Below are 12,406 nucleotides of genomic sequence, written 5' to 3' on the forward strand. Positions count from 1 at the left end.
AGTGGTGCCGGGCGCGGCAGTGGGGGAGCGCCAGCGGGCGCCGGGAGTGAGCTCGCCCAAGTGTTCGAGGCGGGCTCGGATGCCGCCGTTGCTGCGGCCGAACTCGGCCATCAGGTCTCGAAGGCGGGCGCCCTCGCGGTAGCGGGCGAGCAGGCGGTCGTCGTCCTCGGGGGTCCAGCGGGCGCCCTGATTGGGGTGGCGGTCGGGAGGCCGGGCCGCGGCGGGTGGCTGGGTCATGGTGAGGAGGCCGGCCAGGGTGGACGTGAGGATCTCGGTGAAGCCGGGCAGGTCGGACGGGGTGATGTCGCCGCTGAGCTCGCTCACCACGTTGCCGTCGGTGTCGCTGCTCACGATGCGCAGGTCGAGGCGCTCCTCCTCGACGGGGAAGGAGGTGACCTGGTATTCGGTGTCGCCCAGCACGAGGCGGCGGTCGAGGGTGATCGGGGCGTAGCGGAGATCGGTGGTGTTCATGGCGGAGAAGGTAGACCCGGCCTCTGACACTTTTCGGTGGTTCGGCCGGTCGGGCGTGATCAGGTGAGGCGTTGCGCCAAAACTCGCACTCCGGGCCCGTCGAGCTCGCCCAGGACGACGGCTCTGCCGGTCATGGCCAGCATCAGCGCCTCGGCGGGGCCGGTCACCAGCGGGCCGGTGCCGTGCGACCAGTCCAGGTCGCCGGCCTCGAAGCGCAGCCCCGCGAGCCACGCCTTCCTGGTGAAGCCGACGGCCTTGCCGGACACCAGGAAGCCGAGCGCGACCCGCAGCGAGTCGAGCGGGAGGCCGTGCGGCAGGCCCAGCGGGCGCCGCATGTCCTGGCCGTGCACCAGCAGGTCGGTGAGCTGGCCGGGGTAGCCGACCACCGGCGGCTTGAACGGGTTCTCGGCGTTGCGGCGCAGGCCCTCCGCGATCTCCGTGACCGGCAGCCGCCCGATCGACTGGGCCAGCAGCGCGTTGGCCCGGTGCAGCCGGAAGCCGGAGCGCATCATCGCCGACAGCGTCGCCCCGCGCGGCGTCTCGACGGCGGCGAGCAGGTGCGCGGCCACCTCGCGGACCGTCCAGTCGCCGCACAGGCTCCGGACCGCGAGCTGCGACGGCGTGAGCGACTCGAGCAGGTCGGCCGTGCGGCGTCTCTCCACGGCGATCGCGGCGCGCACCTCGTCCATCAGCTGTACAGCCTCGCCGCGTACGAGGATCCGTAGTATTCCTCGAGCGACGCCAGCGGCTCCTGCGGCTGCTCGATCGTCTTGGCGATCACCGGGCGGGACGGCACGTCCTCGGGCGCCCAGGTGGCCGTGTCCCACAGCGACGACCGCAGGAACGCCTTGGAGCAGTGGTAGAAGACCTCTTCGATCTCCACGACCAGCGCCAGCACCGGGCGATGACCGTGCACCACCATGCGGTCGAACAGGTGCTCATCCCGTACGAGATGAGCCTTGCCGTTGATCCTCAGCGTGTCTCCCCGGCCGGGCACGAGGAACAGCAACCCGACGTGGGGATTGTCCACGATGTTGTGGAAGCCGTCGGCGCGCCGGTTGCCGCTGCGCTCCGGGATGGCGATCGTGACCGGGTCGAGCACGAGCGCGAAGCCGGGCGGGTCGCCCTTGGGTGAGACGTCCAGATTGCCGGCCGGGTCCGACGTGGCGACCAGGCACAGGGGTGACGCCGCGAGCCATTCGCGGTCGAGGTCGTGCAGCTCCCGCCGCACCTTGTCCGCCACCCGGGGGATCGGCGTCCCGATGATCTCGCGAAGCTCGTCGTGCGTCGTGATCCGCTGCATGGCGACCACTCTAGGAAGTGCCGGCCAGCAGCCACTTGCGATAGTGCGACGCGAACGGCTCCCGGTCGAGCGTCAGCGCCTCGTGCAGCTCGGCCGAGCCGGCCAGCGCGCCCTCGACGATCTCCGGCGGGTAGCCCAGCTCGTGGCGGTGCTCCTCGAACTCGTCCTCGTCCTCGATCTCGACGCGCTTGCCCTTGCGGTAGCGGACCAGGTCGATGTCGAGGTCGACGACGGTGATCTCGGCGGGCCCGGTCCACCGCGCCGGCGTGATGACGTCGCAGTAGACCTCGCGCGGGTCGGGCTCGGCCAGGAACATCGCCATCCACCAGCCGTCGGCGGGGATGAGCCGGACCGCGTCGACCCTGGTGCGGCCGGTGGGGCGGCTGCCGTAGTGATAGGTGACGACGGTGCCGCGCGGGGTGGACAGCCAGGTGCCGAACTCGTCCTCGCCGAGCAGGCGCCCGGTCACCTGCCGATGCGGCCGTCCGTCGAATTTCCGTAGCACCAGATCGACCGCATCCACCCGGCGAGGCTACATCGATCACCATCGGGGGACATGCCCGGCCGCCCCGCTGCGGGCGTCACCGTGATTCGTTTCAACCCCGGGGGAGGTACGGGGTGAAGGTCGTCATCGATGGCCGTTTCGTTCTCGACGAGGCGGACCTGCAGAGGCGCCTGGCCGGTGCGTTCGGCTACGGCCCCTTCTACGGGTACGGCCTCACGGCGCTCCGGGAACGGCTGGCCGCCGGCGACCCGCGCCCGCTCGAGCTCACCTGGATCCACGCGTCCGTGATCAGGCTGGCCCTGGGCAATGCGGCCTTCCGGGCGTATCTCGACGTGTTCGAGGCCGTGGAGCAGGCCGACGGGGGCAAGCCCTGGGACGAGCGCTTCGTCTTCCGGCTCTTGGAGTAGCCGTAACCGACTCGCACCCGAGGGGCTTCTCAAGCGGGTCGCGCGGTCACCGATTGCTGAGGGTGCCGGCGGGGAGAACCCACCGGCGGGCGGGCCCCGATTGTTTCCCCCTGGCGATCGTGGCCCGCCCGGCCGACGGCAACGTCTCGAGCGGAGGAGCGCCGATGGGTACCGAACTGCACATCGGCATCGACGCCGGCAAGATTGTTGTGAGCGGCCGGCCGGTCGGCACGCGCACCGGGCGGGCCGTCCCGCAGCGGAGCGGATCGGTGACCGAGATGGTGCCGGTGACGCCCAGTGGGGCCACCCGCGAGGAGCGCACGGCCTTCGCCTGCCGGCTCGCGCTGCCGCTGGCCTTTCTGACCGCGCTGGTCGCGGCCGCCGGGGTGCCGTGGTGGCTGCCGGCGATCGCCTCGGCCGCGACCGTCGCCGCCGTGTGGCGGCGCCAGGCCCGCGCCGCCCAGGCCGCCGACTTCGCGATCCCGGCGGGCGCGCGGGTGATCCTCGCCGCCGAGGAGCGAGCCGTCTTCCAGCGCGGCGTCCGCGTCGCGCGCCGGGTCCGCCGGGCCTGGCCGGCGCTGCCCGGCATGATCGACTCGACCGCCGACCACTCGCTCACGCGTGCCCTCGACGACCTGGCCACCCTTCTCGTGCGCCGCCAGGAGCTCCGCCGGCTCCAGGCCGAGCTCTCGGCCGTGCCGCACCAGGGCGTGCCCGGCGACAGCCCGGCCGTGGCCGCCCTCGCCGAGCAGCGCGACCACGCCGAGCGGCTGTGGCGCGAGGCCGGGCGGCAGGTCAACCGGATCTTGCGCGGCCTCGACCGCACCGCCCTGGCGCAGGAGTCGCTGCTGCGCGAGCGGGCCATCGGCGAGACCGCCCGGCAGGCCGAGCGGGTGCTGACCGGGCTCGCCCCGGGCGCGCCGGCCGCGCACGCCGCCCCGGAGCTGGCCGACCACACCGACGCCGTGATCACGGCCTACCGGGAGCTGTCGCGTGCCTCGTCCTGAGCGTTGATCAGGTCGAAGTTGATCATCGCGCCGGCGGTCAGCCCGGCCCCGGCCGACGTGATGACCTGTGCCATCGGGTCGGCGATGTTGCCGGCCACCCAGACGCCGGGCACCTCGGTGCGGCCCGACGGGTCGACGGCGGGGATGTAGCTGCCGATGCCCATGGGGTGCTCGACGGGCCGGAGCCCGATCTCCTCGAGGAATCCCCCTCGCGCCTCCATGCGGGTGGTCACGACCAGGTAGTCACGTGCCACGAAGCTACCGTCCTTCAGCCGGACCCCGCCGTTCTCCACAGCGGCGACGTCGTCCACGGCCAACTGCACGACGTCCTTGCTCCACTGGCTCCAGAGGCGCACCTTCTCGGCGTCTCCGAGCACCCCGATCGCGCGACCTCGGACTTCGTATCCGTGGCAGTACGGGCAGTGCAGGACGGTCTCGCCCCAGCGCTCCGCCAGGCCCGGGATGTCCGGCAGCACGTCGACCAGCCCGGCGGTGACCAGCAGCCGGCGCGCCTCGTGGGCCGAGCCGTCCGCGAGCCGCACGTGGAAGGTGGAGCCGGCCCGCCGGACGGCGACGACCTCGCCGTCGACCAGCTCGCCGCCGTACTTCTTCACCTCGGCCCGGCCCGCCGCGTGGAACTCCGCCGGGGTCATCCCGTCGCGGGTCAGGAAGTTGTGGATGCCGTCCGCCTTGGCGTTGCGCGGCGCCCCGGAGTCGATCACCAGCACCGAGCGCAACGCCCGTCCCAGGGCCACCGCGCCGCTCAGGCCGGCCGGTCCGCCCCCGATAACAATCACGTCGTAGGTCATGCGTCGATGGTGGCCACGCCGTGCCGAAATGCGGAAACATCTTTGCCATGACAGCAAAAGACGCCGAAGGCGCGACCGAGGACGTGCTGCGCGAGGTCGGCCCCCGGCTGCGGCAGCTGCGCAAGAAGTCCGGGATCACGCTGACCGCGCTCGCCGAGACCACCGGCATCTCGGTCAGCACCCTGTCGCGGCTCGAGTCGGGGCAGCGCCGCGCCACCCTGGAGCTGCTGCTGCCGCTGGCCCGGGCCCATCGCGTGCCCCTCGACGAGTTGGTCGGCGCGCCGCCCACCGGCGACCCCCGGGTCTACGCGCGGCCGATCAGCGCCTTCGGCCAGACCATCGTGCCGCTCTCGCGCCAGCCCGGCGGCCCGCAGGCGTTCAAGCACCTCATCCCCGCCGGCGCCCGGCAGGAGCCCGACCCCAAGACCCACGAGGGGTACGAGTGGCTCTACGTGCTCAGCGGCAAGCTGCGGCTGATCCTCGGCGAGCACGACCTGGTGCTGCCGCCCGGTGAGGCTGCGGAGTTCGACACCCGCGTGCCGCACTGGTTCGGCAGCGCCGAGGGGCGGGCCGTCGAGTTCCTGACGATCTTCGACCGGCAGGGCGCACGCATTCACGTGCGTGCACGTCCCAAAAAACACTCGGGCGAGTGACTTCTCAGGCCCTCGTCATGGGACTAGGGTAGATAGCCATTATGAGGGCCTCACGCCCCGCGGCGCGCCGTGGACATCTGCCTGGGCACGGTGACGTGTCGCTCCGGGAGCGTGCCCAGCGCGTCCACCAGCAGGTTCTGCACGACCTCGGCGTCCGGCAGCCACCACTGTGCCTGCTCCGGGGGCACGGCCCACCGCACCGGCCCCTCCGGCATCCGGCTGGGGGCCGCCGGCACCCACGAGCCGGCCCCATGGCGTACGACGTCGAGCCGGTGATCCAGCTCGGCCCGCAGGGGCACGCCGGGCCGCACGAGGAACATCCACCGCCCGGCCGCCGTCACCGCGACCGGGCCCCGCGCGTCCGCCCGCTCCACGCCGAGCACCCCGGTGTGCAGCCGTGCCGTGCCGAGCACCCGCAGGCCGAGGGCCGCCGGCACCTCCAGCACGTCGAAGCTGCGCCCGGTCGCCAGCAACACGGTGTACGGCCGATGCCGCCACCAGGTCCGCACGTGTGCGGGGTCGGCGCCGGCGCTGTCCTCCCACGACTCGAGCGCGGGATGGCAGGCCATGATCGGGCAACCGGGGCGGCCACAGCTGAAGCGGTGCCCGACGAGGCGGGCGCCGGGAGTGACCGCCCAGCCGTGCGCGGCGTAGCGCAGCGCGGCCCGCCGGAGACGAGCCCGATCGACCAGATCAAGCAGGGCCGGTGGTACGAAAGGCCGGCTGACGGTCCACTGCATGGCTCGATAACCCCCGATCTAGGTGGCTCGGGGCCTTATCAGCTCCGAGTGCCGTATCCAAGCGCGACACGCATCGTTGTTTCCGGCAGATCCACCCTTTGCAAGTTGCAACGAAACCTACGAGCATCGGTGAGCAGGCGATCACACACGCTGTGCGACGTGCGCGGACGTGGAGGGTTCACACTGCAGATGACACAAGGGCTCGCCGGCGGGGGTCGTCAGGCGAGTCGGGGGAGGCACCGTGGACGAGCTGCCGATCGGCCGCCGCGTCGCCTATTGGCGCGGCCGGCGCAAGATGTCCCAACAGGTTTTCGCTGACCGGTTGGGCAAGTCCAAGAGCTGGGTCGACAAGGTGGAACGAGGCGTCCGCCGGCTCGACAAGTTCTCCGTCGTCTACGAGATCGCCGACGTCCTCCAGGTGGACGTCCAGCTGCTGCTGGGCAAGGACGTGGAACGGCGGCCGGAGACCCAGAACTGCATCGATCAGGTCGAAGTGGAGGAGATCCGCGCCGCCCTGGAGCGCTACGACCAGATGAGCGCGTTCTTCCAGGCGGTGCCGCACTCGCCGCCGCTGGCCGAGATGCGCAAGGCGGTCAGCCACGCCTGGCTGACCTATCAGCACGCGAAGTACGGCGTCCTGGCGAGGACGCTGCCCAAGCTGCTGCGCGACGCCCAGGCTGCGGACAGCGCCTACGCCAGCGGCACCGAGGCCAAGGAGGCCGCCCACCTGCTCGGGCAGGTGTACCAGATCGCGTCGTCGGCGCTGCGCAAGGTGGGCGAGCACGAGCTCTCCTGGCTCGCCGCCGACCGGTCGATCGCGGTGTCCCAGCGCGCCGGCGACCAGCTCCTGGCCGGCCTCGCCTCGTACCGTGTGGGCAGTGCGCTGCTGGCCCTGGGCCGGGTCCGCCCGGCGCTCGAGGTCAACGTCAACATCGCGAACAGGCTCGCGCCGACGCACGAGGCGTCCCGGCCGGACCGCCTCTCGGTCTACGGCATGCTGCTGCTCAACGGCGCGATGGCGGCGGCACGCATCGGCGACAGCGCCACCGTGCGCGACCTGCTGTGCGGGGCCGAGCAGGCGTCGCTCGAGCTGGGCGGCGACTTCAACCACTACTGGACCAGCTTCGGGCCGACCAACGTGCAGCTGCACCGCTGCGCCACGGCGGTCGAGCTGGGCGACGGGCGTACCGCGGTGGAGACCCACGAAAAGATCGACGTCGTCGGGTTCAACGCCATGCTGCCGGAGCGCCGGGCGCACCACTACCTGGACATCGCCCGCGGCTACACGCAGATCGGCAACATCGAGAAGGCCAGCGAGATGCTGCTCGAGGGCGACCGGCTCGCCCCGTCCGAGATCCGCTGCCGCCCGCTCGCCCACGAGGTCCTTTCCGACGTGCTCCGCCGTACGCGGGGCGCGCCACCGGCTCCCGTCGCGGAGCTGGCCGAGCAGATGGGAGTCGGTGTATGAGGGCGGTTCGCACGTGACGATCGGTAATCCCGCACCCGGCGTTCTGTACGTCCTGGTCTGTGGCTCACCCATGGCGCGCGACGTCGGCATCCTGGTCGCCCTGGCCCAGCAGGAAGGCTGGGAGGTCTGCGTGATCACCACGCCCGACGGCCGCAAGTTCGTCGACGTGGACGCGCTCCAGGCACAGACCGGTCATCCGGTGCGTACCCACTACAAGAGTCCCGGCGACCCCGACATGCTGCCCGACGCGGACGCGATGATCGTCGCGCCGGCCACGGTCAACACGGTCAACAAGTGGGCCGCCGGGATCACCGACACGCTCGTTCTGGGCCTGCTCGTCGAGGGCTACGGCTACGGCGTTCCGACGGCCGTCGTCCCGTACACGAACAAGGTCATGGCTTTGCACCCCGCCCTGCACGAGAGCCTGGCGAAGCTGCGTGACTGGGGTGTGCACGTGCTCTACGGCGAGGACGTGTGCCGGCTCGGCGGCCCGGGACAGACCGACCGGTTCCGCAGCCAGTTCCCGTGGCGGCGGGCGCTCCAGGCGGTCAGCAACCCGGTGACCATGAGCAGCCGCTCCGTCGAGCCGGGTGCGGTGGGATAGCTCCCGAAGACCGATAGAGTTGTCGGCCGTGACCGACACTGCCGCCGTGCCCACCGTCCGGGACGTGATCGACGCCCTCGACCGGCGCTATCCGCGCGAGTGGGCGGAGTCCTGGGACCGGGTGGGCATGGTGCTCGGCGACTTCGAGCACCCCGTCCAGCGCGTCCTCTGCGTCGTCGACTGCGTGCCCGAGACGGCCGAGGAGGCGATCGCCGTGGGCGCCGACCTGATCGTCGCCCACCATCCGCTGCTGCTCAAGCCCGTGTCGTCGATCGCCCCCGACACGTACAAGGGCCGCATCATCCACCGGCTGATCCGGTCGGACGTCTCCCTCTACGTCGCGCACACGAACGCCGATGTGGCCGATCCCGGCGTTTCGGACGCCCTGGCCGCGCGCCTCGGCCTGCGTGACCTCCGGCCGCTCGTGCCCAGCGAGTCCGGTCGCGGCCTCGGGCGCATCGGCGTCCTCGCCCCGCCGATGGATCTGTCCGAGTTGACGGGATTCGTCGCCTCCCGGCTCCCGGCCACCGCCGCGGGCGTGCGCTCCGCGGGAGACCCGTCACTCGTCGTGCGGACTCTGGCCGTCTGTGGTGGCGCGGGCGACACGTTCCTGGCCGATGCCGCGCGGGCGGGCGTGGACGCGTACCTTTGCGCTGATCTTCGCCATCATCCCGCGAGCGAGCACCTCGCCGGGGAAGGACCGGCCCTGATCGACGTCGCCCACTGGGCGACGGAACGTCCCTGGCTCGACGACGTCGCGGCGTGGCTGCGCGGCGAGTTCGGCTTCGACGTCGTCGTGTCCGACCTGGACACGGACCCCTGGACCCTTTTTCACAAGAAGGAGACCCTGCCGTGAAGGCCTCCCCGGAAGCCCAGCGCCGCCTGCTCGACCTGCAGGCCGTCGACACCGCCCTGGCCCAGCTCGCGCACAAGCGCAAGACGCTGCCGGAGCTCGCCGAGATCGACGCCGTGGCGCGGGAGCTCTCCGCGCTGGAGGACGAGCGGGTCCGCGCCCAGGTGGCGGTCGACGACCTCGACCGGGACATCAGCCGCTTCGAGAAGGACATCGAGCAGGTGCGCATCCGCAAGGACCGCGACCAGAAGCGCCTCGACGCCGGCGGCGCGCTCCGCGAGATCGAGGGCCTCCAGCACGAGCTGGCCACGCTCAACCGCCGCCAGTCCGAGCTGGAGGACGCGGAGCTCGAGCTGATGGAGCAGAAGGAGACGGCCGACGCCGCGCTCGCCGAGGTCGTCAGCCGCCTCCAGGCGGCGGCCGCCCGCCGGGACGAGGCCGAGCGCCGCCGCGACGAGGCCCTGGCCGACATCGCCAAGGAGCAGGAGTTCAAGCAGTCGTCCCGCGGCCCGCTCGCCGCCGACCTGCCGGCCGACCTGGTCACCCTCTACGACAAGATCCGCCTCGACTCGGGCCTCGGCGCGGCGTTGTTCCAGTCGGGCCGCTGCGGCGGGTGCCGCATCGAGCTGTACGGCGCCGACCTGGCGCGCGTGAAGGCGGCGGCCCCCGACGAGGTGGTCCGCTGCGAGGAATGCCGCCGCATCATGGTCCGCACCAAGGAGTCCGGCCTGTGAGGGTCGCCGTGGAGGCCGACGGCGGCTCGCGCGGCAACCCCGGGCCGGCCGGCTACGGGTCGGTGGTGCGCTCGCATCCCGCGGGGGAGGTCCTGGTCGAGCGGTACGGGGCCCTGGGCGTCACCACGAACAACGTCGCCGAGTACACGGGCCTGGTCGAGGGCCTGCGCGCGGCCCTCGAGCTCGGCGCGACCGAGGTCGACGTCCGCATGGACTCCAAGCTGGTCGTCGAGCAGATGAGCGGCCGCTGGCAGATCAAGAACGCCGGGTTGCGCCCCCTGGCGGCGTCGGCCGCGGAGCTGGTGGCGCGCTTCGACAAGGTGACCTTCGAGTGGATCCCGCGGGAGCGGAACAAGGCCGCGGACGCCCTGGCGAACCGGGCCATGGACGAGGCCGCGGGCAAGCCGGTCCGGGAAGTCCTCGCCGAGGATCTGGTGTCCCCGGCGGCCCCCGCCTCGGTCTTCGAATCGGGGGCGCCCAGCTCGTGGGCGCCCCCGTCCCTCGACAACGCCACCCGCCTCATCCTGGTCCGCCACGGCGAGACCCAGCTGACCAAGCAGGGCCGCTACTCCGGCCGCGGCGACATCCCCCTGTCCGACGAGGGCGAGGCCCAGGCCATGGCCGCCGGCGGCCGGGTCGCCGGCATCTCCCGGGACGTCACGGCCATCGTCAGCTCACCCCTGGGCAGATGTACGCGCACCGCGGAGCTCATCTCCGCCGAGGTGGGCGGCGTCCCCGTCACCGTCGTCCCCGACCTCATCGAATGCGACTTCGGCGACTGGGAGGGCCTGACCTTCGCCGAGGTGAACGACCGCTGGCCCACCGAGATGGCCGCCTGGCTCGGCTCCACCGCCGTGGCACCACCCGGCGGCGAGTCCTTCCAGGCCGTGGCCAAGCGCGTGGGCGCCGCCCTGCGCACCGTCCTCGACTCCTACCCCGGCGGCGTGGTCGTCCTGGTCTCCCACGTGACCCCGATCAAGCTGATCCTGCGCGACGCGCTGGCGGCCTCGGACACCTTCCTGCACCGCCTCTTCCTGGACGCGGCCGGAGTCTCCACCCTGGACATCTGGCCGGACGGCAACATCGCCGTCCGCTCGGTCAACGAGACTTCTCACCTCCGCTGATCCGCTCCCGTCAGGACCCGGTCCTGACGGGGGATTCCACCGATTTGCGGAGGGTCTCTTGAGATAGCGGCCGGGAAGCCGTTGCCTCCGCGCAGTGAGACCTCTAACTTCCTCGATTAGGAAACTTTCTTTCCTGGAGGACTCATGCGCGGTTTGACCCGCCGTCTCGTTGCTGTGGCTACCCTGGCCGCTGTGGGCGCGACGGTTGCAGCTACACCAGCTCAAGCGACCGGCAAGTCATACGTCAAGGTCGGGTACTTCACGCAGTGGGGGATCTACGGCCGCGATTTCCAGCTCAGCAAGGTGCAGAGCTCCGGCGCCGCGGCGCGGTTGACGCACCTCAACTACGCGTTCGGGCCGGTGACGGCCGAGGGGGTGTGCGCCAGCGCTGACGCGTGGGCGGACTGGCAGACGCCGTTCGACGACGCGCACAGCGTGGACGGGGTGGGGGATGTCGCGGGGCAGCCCATCGCCGGCAACCTCAACCAGCTCGCCGAGCTCAAGAAGAAGAACCCGCAGCTGCGGGTGCTGATCTCGCTCGGCGGGTGGACCGGATCGGCGTACTTCTCGGACGCGGCCCTGACCGACGCCTCGCGCAAGAAGCTCGTCAGCTCCTGCGTCGACCTCTGGATCAAGGGGAACCTGCCGGGGCTGCCCGAGGGGGTCGCCGCGGGCATCTTCGACGGGGTGGACCTCGACTGGGAGTGGCCGGGCTCCGAGGGCAACGCCGGCAACATCGTCCGGCCCGAGGACAAGCGGAACTTCACCCTGCTGACCGCGGAGTTCCGGGCGCAGCTCGACAAGCTGAGCAGGAGCACCAAGCGCAAGTACGATCTGACCGCGTTCCTGCCGGCGGCGCCCGCCAAGATCGAGGCCGGCTTCGAGGGCGACAAGATCTTCAAGTACCTGGACTTCGCGACGGTGCAGGGCTACGACTTCCACGGCACGTGGGAGTCCCGTACCAATCAGCAGTCCGCCCTTTTCGTCCCCCGGGGCGCGCCGGACAACCCGGACTTCTCGGTGGACGTCGCCATCAACGCGTGGATCAAGGCGGGGGCGCCGCGGCGGGAACTGGTGCTCGGCCTGCCGTACTACAGCCAGGGCTGGACGGGTGTCAGCGGCGGCGGCGACGGTCTCTTCCAGCCCGCCACCGGGCCGGCTCCCGGCGTGTTCGCCGCCGGCGTCGAGGACTACAAGACGGTCAAGACGCTGCCCGGCTTCACGCTCCACCGGGACCTGCGGGCCGGGCACGCCTGGCTGTTCGACGGCACGACCTTCTGGACGTACGACGATCCGGCCCAAATGCTGCAGAAGGCGCTCTACATCAGGGCGAAAGGCCTCGGCGGCGCGATGATGTGGTCGCTCGACGGCGACGACGGCAACGCGTCACTCACCAGGGCGATTTCCGCGGGCCTGCGATAAGCCGTTCGGCGCACCCCCGGAACCGCTCGGCGCACGATGATCGCCCGTTTTGACCCCTCCTCGTTAGCGTGACGTACAGCACACGCGCTGACGAGGAGGTTCGGGCCATGGCGGAGCCTGAGACCAAGGTGCCCGAGAGCAAGCCCCGCAACGATCGCAGTCCGTGGAACTGGCTGCTTCTCATCCCGATCGTCGTGCCGGTCCTGACACCGATCTACAACCGGGACGAGCCGCGGCTGTTCGGGTTCCCGGCGTTCTACTGGATCCAGTTCCTGTTCATCCTCGTCGGCGTGGGCACGACGACGA

Annotated in this window: 16 protein-coding genes; 10 read left to right on the forward strand and 6 right to left on the reverse strand. The window is 71.4% G+C overall.

From position 1 onward, the window contains the following. The 4 genes from Ade02nite_RS21800 to Ade02nite_RS21815 form a co-directional block, all read right to left on the reverse strand. A partial coding sequence (locus Ade02nite_RS21800) for a hypothetical protein (protein WP_203766570.1) occupies positions 1-471 on the reverse strand: 471 nt, incomplete at its 3' end. Positions 472-530: 59 nt separating this feature from the next. Continuing rightward, positions 531-1,160 (reverse strand): maleylpyruvate isomerase family mycothiol-dependent enzyme, encoded by a 630-nt coding sequence (locus Ade02nite_RS21805; RefSeq protein ID WP_203766572.1) that lies wholly within the window; start codon positions 1,158-1,160, stop codon positions 531-533. Further along, complete coding sequence (locus tag Ade02nite_RS21810) at positions 1,160-1,774, reverse strand: pyridoxamine 5'-phosphate oxidase family protein (RefSeq protein ID WP_203766574.1); 615 nt, start codon at positions 1,772-1,774, stop codon at positions 1,160-1,162. Before Ade02nite_RS21810 ends, Ade02nite_RS21805 begins: the two co-directional genes overlap by 1 nt. Positions 1,775-1,784: 10 nt before the next feature. Continuing rightward, complete coding sequence (locus tag Ade02nite_RS21815; RefSeq protein WP_203766576.1) at positions 1,785-2,297, reverse strand: ribonuclease FAU-1 family protein; 513 nt, start codon at positions 2,295-2,297, stop codon at positions 1,785-1,787. Positions 2,298-2,392: 95 nt separating this feature from the next. Here Ade02nite_RS21815 and Ade02nite_RS21820 point away from each other — a divergent pair, with 95 nt between their 5' ends. Both Ade02nite_RS21820 and Ade02nite_RS21825 read left to right on the forward strand, forming a co-directional pair. Continuing rightward, positions 2,393-2,686 (forward strand): barstar family protein, encoded by a 294-nt coding sequence (locus Ade02nite_RS21820; RefSeq protein ID WP_203766578.1) that lies wholly within the window; start codon positions 2,393-2,395, stop codon positions 2,684-2,686. Positions 2,687-2,850: 164 nt separating this feature from the next. Continuing rightward, positions 2,851-3,693 (forward strand): hypothetical protein, encoded by an 843-nt coding sequence (locus tag Ade02nite_RS21825; protein ID WP_203766580.1) that lies wholly within the window; start codon positions 2,851-2,853, stop codon positions 3,691-3,693. Here Ade02nite_RS21825 and Ade02nite_RS21830 read toward each other — a convergent pair. Further along, positions 3,663-4,502: an NAD(P)/FAD-dependent oxidoreductase gene (locus Ade02nite_RS21830; protein WP_203766582.1), complete on the reverse strand. Its 840-nt coding sequence runs from the start codon at positions 4,500-4,502 to the stop codon at positions 3,663-3,665. The two genes, Ade02nite_RS21825 and Ade02nite_RS21830, sit on opposite strands and share 31 nt — an antisense overlap. A gap of 47 nt (positions 4,503-4,549) precedes the next feature. Here Ade02nite_RS21830 and Ade02nite_RS21835 point away from each other — a divergent pair, with 47 nt between their 5' ends. Continuing rightward, positions 4,550-5,155, forward strand: a complete 606-nt coding sequence (locus Ade02nite_RS21835) for a helix-turn-helix domain-containing protein (protein ID WP_203766590.1) — start codon at positions 4,550-4,552, stop codon at positions 5,153-5,155. A 50-nt stretch (positions 5,156-5,205) separates the two neighbouring features. Here Ade02nite_RS21835 and Ade02nite_RS21840 read toward each other — a convergent pair whose 3' ends face one another. Then, a complete protein-coding gene (locus tag Ade02nite_RS21840) occupies positions 5,206-5,895 on the reverse strand; it encodes a bifunctional DNA primase/polymerase (protein WP_203766592.1) in 690 nt (229 codons plus the stop codon). Between the two features lie 241 nt (positions 5,896-6,136). On the opposite strand from Ade02nite_RS21840, the gene Ade02nite_RS21845 reads away from it, so the two are divergent. The 7 genes from Ade02nite_RS21845 to Ade02nite_RS21875 all read left to right on the forward strand — a co-directional run. Continuing rightward, a complete protein-coding gene (locus Ade02nite_RS21845; RefSeq protein ID WP_203766594.1) occupies positions 6,137-7,363 on the forward strand; it encodes a helix-turn-helix domain-containing protein in 1,227 nt (408 codons plus the stop codon). 70 nt (positions 7,364-7,433) lie between these two features. After that, entirely contained in the window at positions 7,434-7,967 is a 534-nt protein-coding gene (locus Ade02nite_RS21850; RefSeq protein WP_239168953.1) for a flavoprotein, read from the forward strand. 28 nt (positions 7,968-7,995) lie between these two features. Further along, on the forward strand, positions 7,996-8,823 hold the full coding sequence (locus tag Ade02nite_RS21855; protein WP_203766604.1) for a Nif3-like dinuclear metal center hexameric protein: 828 nt from the start codon (positions 7,996-7,998) through the stop codon (positions 8,821-8,823). Beyond that, positions 8,820-9,554: a zinc ribbon domain-containing protein gene (locus Ade02nite_RS21860; RefSeq protein ID WP_203766606.1), complete on the forward strand. Its 735-nt coding sequence runs from the start codon at positions 8,820-8,822 to the stop codon at positions 9,552-9,554. The genes Ade02nite_RS21855 and Ade02nite_RS21860 overlap by 4 nt, the downstream gene beginning before the upstream one ends. Then, positions 9,512-10,678, forward strand: coding sequence for a bifunctional RNase H/acid phosphatase (locus tag Ade02nite_RS21865; RefSeq protein ID WP_203766608.1), 1,167 nt, complete (start codon positions 9,512-9,514; stop codon positions 10,676-10,678). The genes Ade02nite_RS21860 and Ade02nite_RS21865 overlap by 43 nt, the downstream gene beginning before the upstream one ends. Before the next feature lie 192 nt (positions 10,679-10,870). Continuing rightward, the gene (locus Ade02nite_RS21870) at positions 10,871-12,100 is read left to right on the forward strand and encodes a glycoside hydrolase family 18 protein (RefSeq protein WP_498370402.1); all 1,230 of its coding nucleotides are present in this window, start codon (positions 10,871-10,873) and stop codon (positions 12,098-12,100) included. Between the two features lie 107 nt (positions 12,101-12,207). Further along, positions 12,208-12,406, forward strand: a 199-nt coding sequence (locus Ade02nite_RS21875; RefSeq protein WP_203766617.1) for a DUF3311 domain-containing protein, incomplete at its 3' end; no start/stop codon positions are given.

Origin of the sequence: Paractinoplanes deccanensis (genome assembly GCF_016862115.1) — a bacterium.
In the GTDB taxonomy this organism is placed as follows: Bacteria; Actinomycetota; Actinomycetes; order Mycobacteriales; family Micromonosporaceae; genus Actinoplanes; species Actinoplanes deccanensis.